This window comes from Rickettsia endosymbiont of Rhinocyllus conicus (genome assembly GCF_964026465.1).
GTDB lineage: Bacteria > Pseudomonadota > Alphaproteobacteria > Rickettsiales > Rickettsiaceae > Rickettsia.
The window spans coordinates 1,333,929-1,350,110 of the sequence record NZ_OZ032155.1 but is presented as its reverse complement, the minus strand read 5'-3'; the positions used below and the strand labels follow the sequence as shown (position 1 = coordinate 1,350,110).

The following is a 16,182-nucleotide window of genomic DNA, read 5'->3' as shown; positions in this document are numbered from 1 at the left end:
CGTGGCGGTGTTATCTGCGTGGATACCAAATACGTTATTGCGAGCGACTGTAAGGAGCGTGGCAATCTTAGGAGATTTTTATGAGATTGCCACGTCGCTTTGCTCCTCGCAATGACAATAAAAACAACCAATACCATAATTTATGAGTGAAAAAATTGCAATTTTAAGTGCATATAGTTTTGTAAATATAGAAGAGCCGGAAAGCTTAATACCGAAACTATTATTTGTCGGTAAAAGAAAATATGTTAAAGGTACTATCTTATTATCGAAAGAAGGTTTTAATGGTTCTTTTTCAGGTTCATATGAAAGTGTAAATCTTGTACTTGAGGAATTAAAAAAACTAACTAATGCGAAAGACGTGAATGTTAAAATAAATTACAGTGAAATACATCCTTTTCAAAAGTTAAAAGTCAGGCTTAAAAAAGAAATCGTTGCGATGAATGTTGACAATTTAAATGTTAATCTGTTTAAAGGCGAGTATATAGAGACAAAAGATTGGGATGAATTCATTACGAAACAAGATGTTATAGTAGTGGATACACGTAACGACTATGAAGTGGAAGTCGGTACATTTAAATCGGCAATTAATCCTTATACTGAAACATTTAAACAATTTCCGGCATGGGCTGAGCAAAATGCTGAATTACTTAAAGGTAAGAAAATTGCAATGTTCTGTACCGGCGGCATACGTTGTGAGAAATCTACTAGCTTACTGAAAAGTATGGGACATGAAGAGGTATATCACTTAAAAGGTGGTATATTGCAATATCTAGAAGATACACAAAATAAGAATAATTTATGGCAAGGTGAGTGCTTTGTTTTTGATGATAGAAGAGCGGTGGCGGATGATCTAGCACCTGCTGAAGGGTACTGGCTCGAGAGAAAGTAATACTCGCTTTATTTGAAAAATTGGCTACGTTGTTTTTTGCTTTTAATCCTCACGTACTATATGTACGCTGCGGTTAAAAGCTTCAAAACGCCTTGCTCTTTTCCAAATAAAGCTTCGTCTTAAAAGTATAATACAAACCAATAATATAATATGACTAAGACCAAACAAGAAATTTATAATAAGCGTCCGATTTCGCCGCATTTAACTATATATAAGCCGCAAATAAGTTCTACCTTATCGATTTTGCATCGTATGACAGGGGTAGCTTTATTTTTTGCAGTTTCAATTTTGGCATGGTGGTTTATTCTCAGTAAATTTAATAGTAATTATATACAGCTAGCTAATTGTTGTTGCATTATAAAAATATGTTTGATCCTAACTAGCTTTGCTTGGTTTTATCATTTATGTAACGGCATCAGGCATTTATTTTGGGATATTGGATTAGGCTTTTCTATAAAAGCAGTTAATTTAACAGGCTGGAGTGTGGTTATTTGTTCTGTCTTATTTACGATATTGTTGTGGGTGTAGTAATATTATTTGTCATCTCATGGTTTGCTGGTGTTGTTGATGGGGCTTGTCATCCCGTGGCTTGTCCACGGGATCCAGCCTAAAGCGAGATAAATCGAGCTTTTAATTTTAAGAAGTTATTGCGTTTATATTTTTACTGGATCCCGTGGACAAGCCACGGGATGACACCGAGGGCGTTTTTTGGATCCCGCTACAAGCTCGCGGGATGACATACTTAATAACAAAAAAAATGTGTTTAGAGAAAATTAATGACATATGATTTTAGAGCAGAGATTGTAAAAGCAAAAAATACTGGTTCTGCTAAAAGTGGTTCACATCATTGGTTGCTACAAAGAATTACCGCTATTATATTAGTGTTGTGTTCTTTATGGTTACTATATTTTACGCTAGCCCATAAAAACAGTGATGTAAATATTATTATTTGGGAACTGAAAAGACCTATTAATTTAATACCTTTATTAATCGCAGTAATTACTTCTTTATATCATGCCATGCTTGGAATGCAGGTAGTAATAGAGGATTATATAAGCTGCAACAAGTTACGGAATACATTAATTATAGCAGTGAAGCTATTTAGTATTCTAACTATCATAGCTTTTATAGTAGCTGTGTTTTATAAAGGATAATTAATAAATGTGTCATGCCGTGGCTTGACCACGGCATCCAGAAAATAATAAAAAATACTAATATTATTAGTATTTTTAGCTGGACCCCGTGGACAAGCCACGGGGTGACAATAGTGGAAGAAACCCATACAAACATTTAAAAATAGAAAATTAACTTAATGACCAAATCGTATAATATAATTCATCATAAATTTGACGTAATAGTCGTAGGTGCAGGCGGGGCAGGTTTACGTGCTGCGTTCGGTATGGCTAAAGAGGGTCTTAATACGGCTTGTATATCAAAGCTTTTTCCTACTCGTAGCCATACTGTTGCAGCACAAGGCGGTATTAGTGCAGCTCTTGGTAATATGGGAGCGGATGATTGGCGTTGGCATATGTATGATACAGTTAAAGGTTCTGATTGGTTAGGTGATCAGGATGCAATCGAATATATGTGCAAGAATGCTCTGGATGCGATTTTAGAGCTTGAGCATTACGGCGTACCTTTTTCAAGAACCGAAGAGGGAAAAATTTATCAGCGTCCTTTTGGCGGTATGACTACCGAGTACGGCAAAGGCAAGGCAGCACAACGTACATGTGCAGCAGCAGATCGTACTGGACATGCTATACTTCATACTTTATATCAACAATCATTAAAGCATAAAGTACAGTTTTTTATCGAATATTTCGCTATTGATTTATTAATGGAAGATGGTGAATGTAGAGGGGTAGTTGCATGGAATTTAGATGATGGTAGTCTGCATTGTTTCAGAGCACATAATGTAGTACTTGCAACGGGCGGATATGGGCGTGCTTATTTTTCAGCAACTTCGGCTCATACTTGCACGGGTGACGGGGGTGGTATGGCGATTAGAGCAGGCTTGCCGCTGCAAGATATGGAGTTTGTCCAGTTCCATCCGACCGGAATATATTCAGCTGGTTGTCTTATAACAGAGGGAGCTAGAGGTGAGGGTGGTTATCTTGTTAACGCTAATGGTGAGCGTTTCATGGAACGTTATGCACCGGCTGCAAAGGATTTAGCCTCAAGGGATGTGGTTTCAAGAGCGATGACTATCGAAATCCGTGAGGGACGAGGAGTTGGAGAGCATAAAGATCATGTATTCCTGCATTTAAATCATTTATCACCTGAAATTTTACATAGTCGTTTACCTGGTATTTCTGAAACAGCTAAAATTTTTGCTGGTGTTGATGTAACCAAAGAGCCGATACCAGTACTTCCTACAGTGCATTATAATATGGGCGGAATACCTACTAATTATCATGGTCAGGTAATAATTAAAGACGGCAAAAACCATAATAGCGTAGTAAAAGGTCTTATGTCGATCGGTGAAGCTGCTTGTGTATCGGTGCATGGTGCTAATCGTCTAGGATCAAATTCTTTGCTTGATTTAGTAGTATTTGGCAGAAGTGCAGCACTAAAAGCAGCTGAGCTTATTAAGCCAGCAAGTCCGCATAAGCCTATATCAGAAGAATCACTTGAAAAAATTATTAGTAGATTTGATAAAATTCGTCATAGTAGTGGTAATATTTCGGTTGCAGATTTAAGGCTCAAAATGCAACGAACTATGCAAAGTCATGCTTCAGTATTTAGAACTCAAGAAGTGCTAGATGAGGGGGCAGAAATGATTAGCGAGATAAGAAGCGGTTATAAAGATATAAAAATTAATGATAAATCTTTAATTTGGAACAGCGATTTAGTTGAAGCCTTGGAGCTAGATAACTTACTTGATCAAGCTTTAGTAACTGTATATTCAGCAGCTGCAAGAAAAGAAAGCAGAGGAGCACATGCAAGAGAAGATTATCCCGATCGTAATGATAAAGATTGGATGCAGCACACTCTTAGCGGGGTTGATGAATCCGGCAAGGTGGTGCTTGATTACAAACCTGTTACTTTAACTACTTTGAGTGATGAAGTGAAAGCAATTCCACCGGCGAAAAGGGTGTATTAAAAAATTGTCATTGCGAGGAAAAACTGTAAGTTTTGACGAAGCAATCTCATGAAGTAGTATAAAATTCCTGAGATTGCCACGTCGCTCCGCTTCTCGCAATGACAATTTAGTATCTACACTGGCAAACTAACAACACAAAAAACATGCTTGAATATTTAATAAAATTTTCTCCAAAAATTCTTTTTATCGTAGAAGGGACTTTGGTTACTTTGAAATATAGCGTTATTGCTGTTATATTTGGTCTAGTTATAGGAATATTGCTAGCACTATGTAAGGTAAATAAAAATCGTGCGTTAAGACTTTTTGCAGATTTTTATACTTCTATTTTTAGAGGTACGCCTTTATTAATCCAATTAAGTATTATATATTTTGCCTCACCTTATATAGGTATTAAATTTACTGTATTTATGGCAGGTGCTATTTCTTTTTCTCTTAATTCAGGTGCTTATGTTTCGGAAGTAATAAGAGCAGGAATTAATGCAGTTGATAAAGGGCAGTTTGAGGCGGCAGAAGCTCTTGCTATCCCCAAATTTTTGATTATGAAAGATATAATTTTGCCACAAGCAATTAAAAATATTTTTCCATCGCTAACCAATGAGCTTATCAATTTAATCAAAGAGTCAGCCATTATTTCAATGTTTGGAGAAATGGACTTGATGAAAAGAGCACAAATTGTATCGCTTGAGACGTATAATTATTTTTTCCCCATGATTGTTGCCGCTTGTTGTTACTATATTTTAGTGATGCTAATAAGTTTTATAGCAAGAATAATAGAGAAAAAACTAATTGTTAGTTAAAACATACTTGCTTTTATGGAAAAAGTAATTATAATTTAAATTTAGTGTAATTTAATTTGACAGTGTAAATATATTATTTGCATTTGTAAAATCATTTAAAATTCAAAGGGCAAAAGTAGTTTTTGCCCTTTAATCATCGTATATGTAAGTTTTTTTTGGAGTGTTTTTTTAATGCCAACATATAATCAATTAGTACGTTTTGGAAGAAAATCAAAAGTTCGTAAAACTAAATCTCCTGCGTTAGAGGCTAATCCTTTTAAAAGTGGAGTTTGTTTAGTAGTAAAAACTGTTACTCCTAAAAAGCCTAACTCAGCTCTTCGTAAAGTAGCAACTGTGCGTTTAAGTAATAAAAGAACAGTAAATGTTTATATTCCTGGTGAAAAGCATAGTGTGAAAGAGCACGATAGAGTATTAGTAAGAGGCGGGCAGGTTCCTGATCTTCCAGGGGTAAAATATCACGTGGTACTCGGTGCTTATGATATTGCCGGAGTTAAAGGGCGTAAACAAGGTCGTTCACGTTATGGTGCTCCTCGTAAACAAGTTGTAGCTACAAAAAAATAATTATTAGTTAGAGAGAAAAAGTCAAATGTCACGTCGTCACGCCGCAGAAAAGCGAGTAATTTTACCTGATATGAAGTATAACAGTGTTTTACTTTCTAGGTTTATCAATAATATTATGAAAGAGGGAAAAAAAGCTCTCGCAGAAAAAATAGTTTATTCTGCTTTCGATAAAATTGAAAAGAAACATAAAGCTGATCCGTATCAGACTTTCAATAATGCTATGAATAATGTAAAGCCATATTTGGAAGTAACTTCTGTAAGAGTAGGTGGAGCTAATTATCAAGTTCCAACTCCGGTTGATGAAAGAAGAGGCTATGCTCTTGCATCTCGTTGGATTATTACAGCGGCAACAAAACGTTCTGAAAAAATGATGATTGATAAACTCGCTGAAGAATTATTTGAAGCTTCAAATAATAGAGGTGTTGCTATTAAGAAGAAAGAAGACACCCATAAAATGGCTGAAGCTAATAAAGCTTTCTCACACTTTAGCCCTAAAAAAACAAAGCAGGGTAACTAAATATGAGTAAAAAGCTTGAAAATATCCGTAATATCGGTATATGTGCTCATATTGATGCAGGTAAAACTACTACTACAGAACGTATTCTATATTATACAGGTAAATCCCATAAAATAGGTGAAGTTCATGAGGGCGGTGCTACCATGGACTGGATGGAGCAGGAGCAAGAACGTGGTATAACAATTACCTCGGCTGCTACTACTTGTAGATGGCAAGATAAACAAATTAATATTATTGATACTCCTGGACACGTTGACTTTACTATCGAAGTAGAGCGTTCTTTACGTGTTCTTGATGGTGCTGTTGCAGTATTTGACGGCGTTGCAGGTGTTGAACCTCAATCTGAAACAGTATGGAGACAAGCTGATAAATATAATGTTCCTAGAATGTGTTTTGTCAATAAAATGGACAGAATGGGAGCGGATTTTTATAGATGCGTTGACATGATCAAGGATCGTTTAGGAGCAAAACCTTTAGTTATTCAGCTTCCAATAGGTATTGAAGAAAATTTCAAAGGAGTTGTTGATCTTGTTAAAATGCAAGCAATAGTTTGGAAAGACGAGTCTTTAGGTGCTGAGTATTCTTATCAAGAAATTCCTGATGATCTGAAAGTAAAAGCAGAAGAATATCGTGCTAATTTGCTTGATATGGTTGTTGAACTAGACGATAAAATCATGGAAAAATATTTGTCTGGTGAAGAAGTAACTGAAGAAGAGATTAAAAAATTAATTAGAAAAGGTACTATTACGGCAGCTTTTTATCCAGTTTTATGTGGTAGTGCATTTAAAAATAAAGGTGTACAGCCTCTACTTGATGCTGTAGTAGATTATTTACCATCACCTATTGATATTGCTACAGTAAAGGGCGTTGAAGTTAGTACAGGTGAAGAAAAAGATTTCCCTATTTCTGTTTCTGAGCCATTTTCTGCCTTAGCATTTAAAATTATGAATGATCCGTTTGTTGGTTCATTAACTTTTATTAGAGTGTATTCAGGTAAGATTACTTCCGGGACAACTGTTATTAATACTGTAAAGAATAAAAGAGAGAAAATAGGTAGAATGCTATTAATGCATGCTAATAACCGTGAGGATGTAAAAGAAGCATCAGCAGGTGATATAGTAGCATTAGCAGGGCTTAAAGATACCACTACTGGTGATACATTATCAGATGAAGATAAAAAAGTAATTCTAGAAAGAATGGAATTCCCTGAGCCAGTTATTGAGCTTGCGGTAGAGCCTAAATCAAAGGTCGATCAAGAAAAAATGGGACTAGCTCTTTCTCGTTTAGCAGCTGAAGATCCTTCATTTAGAACTTCAACTGATCAAGAAACAGGGCAAACTGTTATTAAAGGAATGGGTGAGCTTCATTTAGAGATCATCATCGATCGTATGAGAAGAGAGTTTAAAGTTGAAGCAAATATTGGAGCTCCTCAAGTTGCATATCGTGAAACAATTACTAAAGCTTGCGAAATTGATTATACCCATAAAAAGCAATCAGGTGGTGCAGGTCAATTTGCACGTGTAAAAATTATTTTTGAACCTCTAAAAGATGTAAAAGATCTAAAAGAAGAAGATAAAAATAAGAGTTTTATTTTTGAAAGTAAAATTGTTGGTGGTGCTGTACCTAAAGAATATATTCCTGGTGTAGAAAAAGGATTAAATAACATTAGGGAAACAGGCGTAATTGCAGGTTATCCGATGATCGATTTTAAAGCTACATTAATTGATGGTGCTTTCCATGATGTAGATTCTAGTGTACTTGCGTTTGAAATTGCAGCAAAAGCAGCATTTAGAGAGGGGATGCCTAAAGGTAATCCTAAATTACTTGAACCTATTATGAAAGTTGAGGTGATTACACCAGATGAGTATATGGGTGATGTTATTGGTGATCTAAATAGTCGTAGAGGACAAGTTCAAGGTATGGAGCCAAGAGGTAATGCTCAAGTGATCAAGGCATATGTTCCTTTAGCTGAAATGTTTGGTTATGTTAATACGCTTAGATCTTTATCGCAAGGTAGAGCTCAGTATAGTATGGTATTTAATCATTATGATCAAGTGCCAACTCAAGTTGCAGATACTATTAAAGCTAAAAAATAATATTTATTATTAGCTTAAAATTAAAAATATTATATTTAAATAAAAAGGTTTCCAATAAATTTTGTTGATTTTTTATTTAAAATATGATAGGAGTGTAGCTCAATTGGTAGAGCGCCGGTCTCCAAAACCGGAGGTTGCGGGTTCGATGCCTGTCGCTCCTGCCATTACAAGTAATAGGGTTTTTACTATAAAATAACTTATAAATATGTTTAAAGAATATAAAATATACAAGTTTTTTGAACAAGTTAAACAAGAAGCTTATAAAGTAGTTTGGCCCACTAAAAAAGAGTTAACTGCTTCGACTTTAGTAGTCATATTAGCGGTTTTTGTTTTTAGCCTAATTTGTTTAGTGCTCGATTATGGTATACATAATATAATACAAATTTTACTTAACATCGGTAAATAAGTTATCAAGGAATAAATTGTGGCAGAACAAAATATAGATGATATATTGTCAAATTCTGAAAAAGATACAAAAAAGTGGTATGTTATACATACTGCATCAGGAGCAGAAAATCGTATAAAACGAGTGATGCTTGAGAGAATTAGCAAGCAAAAAATGTCAGATTTTTTTGATGATATATTAGTACCGGTTTTTGGTGTTTCCGAAGTTAAACGCGGTAAAAACGTCAAGGTAGAAAAAAAATTAATGCCTAGTTATATTCTAATAAAAATGAATATGACAGATAAATCTTGGCATTTAGTAAAAAATATACCAGGAGTAACAGGCTTTTTAGGTAGTAAAACTACTCCAAAAGCTCTTACGGAAAGCGAAATACAGAATATTAGATTAGAAACCGAAGCTAAAGAAGCAAAAGATGCGAAATTATACGAGGTCGGCGAAATAGTGACTGTTACAGAAGGACCTTTTGAAACCTTTACAGGTACTGTAGAAGAAGTAGACCAAGAAAAAGCTAGATTAAAAGTTTCAGTATCAATATTTGGCAAAGCAACTCCGATAGAGTTGAGCTTTACCCAAGTAAAGAAAAACGACTAATGTAAATAAATGAATAGAATTATTATTTGATTATCTTTAAAGATAAAAAAATTTAAGGCTATGATTAAGAGAGAAAAGAAGGATATTCGTAAATGGCACAAAAAAAAATAGAAGGTCATATTAACTTTTATGTAAAGGCTGGTGAAGCTACCCCTGCTCCTCCTATAGGGTCAACGCTTGGACAAAGAAAAGTTAATATCATGGAATTTTGTAAAGCTTTTAATGCTGTTACACAAGGTATTGAAAAAGGGACGCCTCTTCCAACTGTTATTACTATATATGCAGATAAGAGTTTTACTTTTATAGTTAAAACACCGCCGGCATCTCATCTTATAAAGAAATATGCTAAAGTCACCAAAGGATCTGGGGCTACTAAAAAGGAAGCTGTGGTAGGTAAAATCACTATGGATGATTGCCGTGAGATTGCAAAGTTAAAAATGCCTGATTTAAATACAAAAGATATTAAAGCTGCAACAAAGATTATTTGTGGTAGTGCAGCATCCATGGGAATTGAAGTTGTAGGGAATTAATTATTATGTCAAATAACAAAGATGTTGCTATAAAATCTAGCGGCGGTAAGAAAATAAGAGAAGCACGCGTTAAAGTAAGATCGGATAGTTTATATAATTTAACAACTGCGGTTGAGAGATTAAAATCCGCTTCTTATGTTAAATTTGATCCAACCTTAGAAATAGTTATGAAGCTTGGAATTGATCCAAGACATTCTGATCAAATGGTACGTGGTGTAGTGAATTTACCAGCAGGAACAGGTAAGACTGTAAGAGTTGCCGTTATTTGTAAAGAGGAAAGAGAAGAAGAAGCTAAAGCTGCTGGTGCAGATTTAGTAGGCTCAAGCAATATTATTGATGAAATTAAAGCTGGTAAGATCAATTTCGATGTATGTATAGCTACTCCCGATATGATGGCAGCTATAGGTTCAGTTGCAAGAATTTTAGGACCAAAAGGTTTAATGCCGAATCCTAAACTCGGGACTGTGACATTAGATATTAAGGGTGCTGTTAAGAATGCTAAAAGCGGTCAAGTAGAATATAGAGCAGAAAAAGCAGGTATAATTCACGCAGGTCTTGGAAAATTATCTTTTCCAGATCAAGATTTATTAAAAAATTTGAAAGCGTTTATTGATGCAGTAGTTAAAGCAAAACCTACTGGAGTGAAAGGAAGTTATTTAAAAGCAATATATTTATCTTCTACTATGGGTGCATCAGTACAAATAGATTTAGCTAGTATAGCATAATACATTTGAGTCTATATTTTTTAGCTATCTAACTTATTGATTTATGCAAAGTCTAATATATATTAAACTTATTTGTACTAAATTTTATAAATATAGCTTAAAGTAAAACTTCAAATATTAATCTAAATTTTTGTAAGTAGACTAATAAAGTATAAAAAAATAGCTATCTTAATAAATAATAAGTTATTAAGAAAAATATAGAAACATCTCAAGTGTTGTAACAAGGAGAATTAATAGAGTGTTAAGATCAGAAAAACCGGAAGTTGTAGAAGAAATAGCAAGTATTTATAAAGATTCACCATCTGTAATCGTTGCTCATTATCACGGATTAACTGTTAGTGAAGTCAATTCACTTAGGGAGTCTCTTAAGTCTAAGGATGCAGGTTTTAAAGTTGTAAAAAATACTTTAGCAAAAATAGCAGCAAATAAAGCAGGTCTTGATGATATCGTAAGCTTATTTTCGGGTCCTACCGCTATTGTTTATTCTAAAGAACCGGTTGAAATGGCAAAGTTAGTAGTTAATTTTGCTAAAAGCAATGAAAATCTTAAGATTGTTGGCGGTATAGTCGATAAACAAGTATTAAATGAACATTCAATAAAAGAACTTTCTAAGTTACCTTCATTAAATGAGCTTAGAAGTAAAATTGTTGGGTTATTACAAGCTCCGGCTACTAAGATTGCAGGTGTTTTACAAGCACCGTCTTCAAGCTTAGCCAGGGTAGTACAAGCAAATGCTAGTAAAAATTAATTCAGATAATAATATATAAAAGTAAAAAGGAAAAAATTATGGCAGATTTAGCTAAAATTGAAGAACAATTATCATCTTTAACATTAATGCAAGCAGCTGAGCTTGTAAAAATGTTAGAAGAAAAATGGGGTGTATCTGCAGCAGCACCTGTAGCTGTAGCAGCTGCCGCCGCTCCTGCTGCTGAAGCAGCTGCTGAAAAAACTGATTTTGAAGTAGTTTTAGCTGCTAGTGGTGATAAAAAAGTGGAAGTAATTAAAGTTGTAAAAGAAATTACAGGTCTTGGTTTAATTGAAGCTAAAAAATTAGTTGATGAAGCTCCAAAGCCAATTAAGAGTAATGTGAAAAAAGCAGAAGCAGAAGAAATTAAAAGCAAATTAGAAGCTGCTGGAGCAAAAGTAGAATTAAAGTAATTTTATTTTTATAATAAATTTTTTACGTTAATATAAAATTTAAAATTGCTTATTAGAATTTTTAAAAGCCTTATTTTAGTAGTTAAATTTAAATAAGGCTTTTAGCTATTTTGTTAATGAATTACTTTTTTATAAAGTGATTTGTTAGTAATTTCTAGTAGTTAACGCTAAGTTAAAAATTACCATTAAAAATTTTTATCAAAATTATCTTCATTTAACAAAAATTTTAGTTAATGTAGTTAAGTTATGAAACTGTAAAACCGTATTTACGTTAATAACTTAAACTCTAAGCATTAAAAATTAAAAGTTAATGATGCAGATTTAAGATAAGAATTTAATCTTAAATTCGACTAAAAAGATTAGGGCTCTAGTAAGACTTGTCCTTAATTATAAGTGAAGATTTACCGTAAGTTATATTAAAAAGATTTACAGTATAAAAATGATAGCAAAAGCCACCTTAAGCTATTATTTTCCTTGTTTTTCCAGTATTAAGACAAGATTTTATAAAATCTTATCATAATGCTTGCGTTAATAAAGTTTAATAATTAAGTCTATTTAAGTTTCTTTAACTATTAACTTCAATGTTGATAGTTAATTTTTTATCAGTCAGGAGATTATATGGTTTCATTAAGGGATAATATTGAAGTACAACCCTTGTTACATAATAAAAGAGTAAGAAAAAATTTTGGTCATATAAATTTAGTAGCAGATATACCGAATTTAATTGAGATTCAAAAAAATTCATATGAAAAAAATTTTCTACAGCTAGATACAAAAGATTCCGAAAGAAAAAATAAAGGCTTACAATCTATATTAAATTCAATTTTTCCTATCTCTTCTAATATTGCTAACTTAGAATTCGTTAAATATGAATTTGATACTCCAAAATATGATGTAGAGGAATGCACTCAAAGAAGCTTAAGTTATGATTCTTCTCTTAAGGTAACCTTAAGGTTAAGTATTTGGGATATAGACGAAGATACTGGTAGCCGAGAGATTAAAGGTATCAAAGAACAACAAGTATATATGGGTAACATCCCATTAATGACTAAAAATGGTACTTTTATTATTAATGGTACAGAAAGGGTAGTTGTATCGCAAATGCATCGCTCACCTGGGGTGTTTTTCTATCATGATGAGGGCAAAGTTCACTATTCTAGAAAACTTTTATATTCTGCACGTGTTATTCCATATAGAGGATCATGGCTTGATTTAGAGTTTGATGCTAAAGATATTATTTATTTTAGAATAGATAGAAAAAGAAAACTTTATGCTACTACTTTGCTTAAAGCAATAGGCATGAGCACAGAGGAAATTATAAAATTTTATTATGATTCAGTAAATTATAAAGTGGTTAAAAATAAGGGATGGGCAGTTAAATTTATGCCTAGCCATATTACTGCACATAGATTAACAAGTGATTTAATAGATGCTGATACAGGAAATGTTTTACTTAAAGCAGGACAAAAAATTACTCCTCGTTTAGTTAAAAAATATGCTGGGGAAGGGCTTAATAATATTTTAGTATCTCATGAAGCTTTAATTGGTAAATATTTATCTGAGGATTTAAAAGATCCTGAAAGCGGTGAAGTATTAGCAAAAATCGGCGAAATGGTTACTGTTGAGTTACTTAGTGTAATTAGTGATCTGAAAATTAAAAATATTAGCGTACTAGTAATTAATCCTCAATCCGGTCCATATATAAGAAATACTTTATTTTCTGATAAAAACCAGGATCGTGAATCAGCATTATTTGATATTTTTAGAGTATTAAGACCTGGTGAACCTGCTAATATTGAAGCTGCTGAAAGTTTATTTTATAATTTATTCTTTGACCCTGAAAGATATGATCTTTCAGAAGTAGGTCGAATAAAAATGAATTCAAGGTTAGAACTAAATATCTCTGATGAAACTACTGTTTTAACTACAGATGATATAAAAAATATATTAAGAGTTTTAGTAGAGCTTAAAGATGGCAAAGGGATTATAGACGATATTGATCACTTAGGTAACAGAAGAGTTAGATCGGTTGGTGAATTGATAGAAAATCAATTCAGAATAGGTCTTGTCCGGATGGAAAAGTCAGTGGTTGAAAGAATGTCGGCAGGTGATATTGATACAGTAATGCCTCACGATTTAGTGAATTCTAAAATTTTGGTTTCAGTAATAAAGGAATTTTTCAACACTTCGCAATTATCCCAATTTATGGATCAAACAAATCCATTGTCTGAAATAACTCATAAAAGAAGATTATCAGCATTAGGTCCTGGTGGTCTTAGTCGTGATAGAGCAGGTTTTGAAGTGCGTGACGTGCACCCAACTCACTATGGTCGTATTTGTCCTATTGAAACACCTGAAGGTCAAAATATCGGACTAATTAACTCTATGGCAACTTATGCTAGAATAAATAAGCATGGTTTCATAGAAAGCCCATATAGAAAAGTCAAAGACGGACATGTAACCGATGAAGTAGTATATCTTTCAGCTATTGAAGAAGGGAAGTATAAGATCGGTCAAGCAAATTCTAAGGTTGATAAAGATGGAGTATTGCAGGGCGAATTTATTAATTGCCGAGTTGAAGGTGGCAATTTTGTAATGGTAGAGCCACATGAAGTAGACTTCATTGATATAACGCCTATGCAGGTTGTATCTGTTGCAGCTTCTCTTATACCGTTCTTAGAAAATGATGATGCTAACCGTGCTTTGATGGGATCAAACATGCAAAGGCAAGCGGTTCCTTTAATTAAAACCGATGCACCTTTTGTAGGTACAGGAGTTGAGGGAGTGGTAGCAAAAGATTCTGGAGCATCTGTACTTGCATTAAATGATGGTATAGTTGAACAAGTAGATTCAAATAGAATTGTAATTAGAGCTATTGGTCAAAAAACCGAAAGTGCCCCTTCAGTTGATATTTATAACTTATTAAAATTCCAAAAATCTAACCATAATACTTGTATCAATCAAAAGCCTTTAGTTAAGGTTGGTCATTATGTTAAGAAGAATGATATTATAGCTGATGGACCTAGTACCGATAATGGTGAAATTGCTTTAGGCAGAAATGTTTTAGTCGCTTTCTTGCCTTGGAATGGATACAATTTTGAAGATTCAATTCTAATATCAGAACGAATAGTAAAAGAAGATGTCTTTACTTCTGTTCATATTGAAGAGTTTGAAGTAATAGCAAGAGATACTCGCCTTGGTCCGGAAGAAATTACTCGTGATATACCGAACGTAAGCGAGGAAGCTCTGCGTCATTTAGATGAAGTCGGGATAATTTACGTAGGTGCAGAAGTAAAAGCAGGAGATATTTTAGTAGGGAAAGTAACGCCGAAAAGTGAATCACCTATTACTCCTGAGGAAAAATTACTGAGAGCTATTTTTGGAGAAAAAGCTTTTGATGTGAAAGATTCATCGCTGCATGTTCCTTCCGGGGTTAGCGGAACGGTAGTAGAAGTAAGAGTATTCTCTCGTCGAGGTGTTGAAAAAGATCAGCGTGCTATTGCTATTGAAAAACAACAAATTGAGAAATTAGCAAAAGACCGTGATGATGAATTAGAAATTATCGAGCATTTTGTATTTAGTTGGCTTGAGAAGCTTTTAGTAGGACAGATAAGTATTAATGGTCCTAAGACAGTAAAGACTGGGCAAACTATTACAAGCGAAATATTAAAAGGTTTATCTAAAGGACAACTTTGGCAGTTTACTGTTGAAGATGCAAATGTAATGAACGAAATAGAACAGCTAAAAGGTCATTATGATGGCAAAAAAGAAGCTCTTAATAAAAGGTTCGCTACTAAGGTAGAAAAATTACAAAGCGGAGATGATTTACCTCAAGGTGCTTTAAAAGTTGTAAAAGTATTTATTGCAACTAAGCATAAATTACAACCTGGTGATAAGATGGCAGGAAGACACGGAAATAAAGGTGTTATTTCACGTATTGTGCCAGAAGAGGATATGCCATTCTTAGAAGATGGGACGGTAGTTGATATTGTTCTCAATCCTTTAGGTCTTCCTTCTCGTATGAATATAGGGCAGGTGCTTGAAACTCATCTTGGTTGGGCATCAGTGAATCTAGCAAAAAAAATAGCAGGGTTAGTAGAAGAACATAAAACTAAACATGCAAGTATTGAGAAGATTAAGAAGTTTTTAATCGAGCTATATGGTGAGAATATTAATTATATACTTGAAAAATCTGACGAAGAAATTATTGCATTCTGTAATGAAGCTGCTAAGGGAGTATATTTTGCAACTCCAGTATTTGATGGTGCAAAGGTTGAAGACGTTAAGGATATGCTAAGGCTTGCAGGTCAAGATCTTTCAGGGCAAGTAAAGCTAATTGATGGTAGAACTGGTGAGTATTTTGATCGCCTAGTAACTGTAGGGCAGAAATATTTATTAAAGCTACATCACTTAGTAGATAATAAAATTCACTCTCGTTCTATAGGTCCTTATAGTTTAGTGACTCAGCAACCTCTTGGAGGAAAATCGCATTTTGGTGGTCAGCGTTTTGGGGAAATGGAATGCTGGGCATTACAAGCATATGGGGCTGCTTATACTTTACAAGAAATGTTAACTGTTAAATCAGATGACGTAAATGGTAGAATTAAGATTTATGACTCTATAGTGCGTGGTGAAAATAATTTTGAATCTGGTATTCCTGAATCATTTAACGTGATGATAAAAGAATTTAGATCTTTATGTCTTAATGTAAAACTTGAAGTGACATCTTAAGAATCATTAAATAAAACTATTAAAATTTTCTTTTAGGAGGAGTATATAATGCTGCTCTTGAAAGAAAAGAAGTATACT

At 33.7% G+C, this 16,182-nt stretch carries 15 protein-coding genes and 1 tRNA gene; all 16 read left to right on the top strand.

Features of this window, described 5'->3' with window-relative positions; all coding sequences use genetic code 11:
• Window positions 1-142 precede the first annotated feature (142 nt).
• A complete protein-coding gene (locus AAGD54_RS07250; RefSeq protein ID WP_341788389.1) occupies window positions 143-889 on the top strand; it encodes a rhodanese domain-containing protein in 747 nt (248 codons plus the stop codon).
• Window positions 890-1,039: 150 nt separating this feature from the next.
• The gene (sdhC, locus tag AAGD54_RS07245) at window positions 1,040-1,417 is read left to right on the top strand and encodes a succinate dehydrogenase, cytochrome b556 subunit (RefSeq protein ID WP_341788388.1); all 378 of its coding nucleotides are present in this window, start codon (window positions 1,040-1,042) and stop codon (window positions 1,415-1,417) included.
• Window positions 1,418-1,665: 248 nt separating this feature from the next.
• Complete coding sequence (gene sdhD, locus AAGD54_RS07240) at window positions 1,666-2,043, top strand: succinate dehydrogenase, hydrophobic membrane anchor protein (RefSeq protein WP_341788387.1); 378 nt, start codon at window positions 1,666-1,668, stop codon at window positions 2,041-2,043.
• 158 nt (window positions 2,044-2,201) lie between these two features.
• Window positions 2,202-3,992: a succinate dehydrogenase flavoprotein subunit gene (sdhA, locus tag AAGD54_RS07235; RefSeq protein ID WP_341794478.1), complete on the top strand. Its 1,791-nt coding sequence runs from the start codon at window positions 2,202-2,204 to the stop codon at window positions 3,990-3,992.
• A 143-nt stretch (window positions 3,993-4,135) separates the two neighbouring features.
• Entirely contained in the window at window positions 4,136-4,789 is a 654-nt protein-coding gene (locus AAGD54_RS07230) for an amino acid ABC transporter permease (RefSeq protein WP_341788385.1), read from the top strand.
• A gap of 171 nt (window positions 4,790-4,960) precedes the next feature.
• Window positions 4,961-5,350 (top strand): 30S ribosomal protein S12, encoded by a 390-nt coding sequence (gene rpsL / locus AAGD54_RS07225; protein ID WP_341788384.1) that lies wholly within the window; start codon window positions 4,961-4,963, stop codon window positions 5,348-5,350.
• Between the two features lie 25 nt (window positions 5,351-5,375).
• Window positions 5,376-5,867, top strand: coding sequence for a 30S ribosomal protein S7 (gene rpsG / locus AAGD54_RS07220; protein WP_341788383.1), 492 nt, complete (start codon window positions 5,376-5,378; stop codon window positions 5,865-5,867).
• 2 nt (window positions 5,868-5,869) lie between these two features.
• Window positions 5,870-7,963 carry an elongation factor G gene (gene fusA / locus AAGD54_RS07215; RefSeq protein ID WP_341794477.1) on the top strand — a complete coding sequence of 698 codons (2,094 nt, stop codon included), beginning with the start codon at window positions 5,870-5,872 and terminating at the stop codon, window positions 7,961-7,963.
• A gap of 88 nt (window positions 7,964-8,051) precedes the next feature.
• Window positions 8,052-8,127: transfer RNA gene (locus AAGD54_RS07210), tRNA-Trp, on the top strand.
• 41 nt (window positions 8,128-8,168) lie between these two features.
• Window positions 8,169-8,369: a preprotein translocase subunit SecE gene (gene secE, locus AAGD54_RS07205; protein WP_341788381.1), complete on the top strand. Its 201-nt coding sequence runs from the start codon at window positions 8,169-8,171 to the stop codon at window positions 8,367-8,369.
• An 18-nt stretch (window positions 8,370-8,387) separates the two neighbouring features.
• Window positions 8,388-8,960: a transcription termination/antitermination protein NusG gene (gene nusG / locus AAGD54_RS07200; RefSeq protein WP_341788380.1), complete on the top strand. Its 573-nt coding sequence runs from the start codon at window positions 8,388-8,390 to the stop codon at window positions 8,958-8,960.
• 92 nt (window positions 8,961-9,052) lie between these two features.
• Complete coding sequence (gene rplK, locus AAGD54_RS07195; protein WP_341788379.1) at window positions 9,053-9,490, top strand: 50S ribosomal protein L11; 438 nt, start codon at window positions 9,053-9,055, stop codon at window positions 9,488-9,490.
• A gap of 5 nt (window positions 9,491-9,495) precedes the next feature.
• Window positions 9,496-10,215, top strand: a complete 720-nt coding sequence (gene rplA / locus AAGD54_RS07190) for a 50S ribosomal protein L1 (protein WP_341788378.1) — start codon at window positions 9,496-9,498, stop codon at window positions 10,213-10,215.
• A gap of 238 nt (window positions 10,216-10,453) precedes the next feature.
• Window positions 10,454-10,963 carry a 50S ribosomal protein L10 gene (rplJ, locus tag AAGD54_RS07185; RefSeq protein ID WP_341788377.1) on the top strand — a complete coding sequence of 170 codons (510 nt, stop codon included), beginning with the start codon at window positions 10,454-10,456 and terminating at the stop codon, window positions 10,961-10,963.
• Window positions 10,964-11,001: 38 nt separating this feature from the next.
• Window positions 11,002-11,373 (top strand): 50S ribosomal protein L7/L12, encoded by a 372-nt coding sequence (gene rplL, locus AAGD54_RS07180; RefSeq protein ID WP_341794476.1) that lies wholly within the window; start codon window positions 11,002-11,004, stop codon window positions 11,371-11,373.
• 618 nt (window positions 11,374-11,991) lie between these two features.
• On the top strand, window positions 11,992-16,104 hold the full coding sequence (gene rpoB / locus AAGD54_RS07175) for a DNA-directed RNA polymerase subunit beta (protein WP_341794475.1): 4,113 nt from the start codon (window positions 11,992-11,994) through the stop codon (window positions 16,102-16,104).
• Window positions 16,105-16,182: the final 78 nt, after the last annotated feature.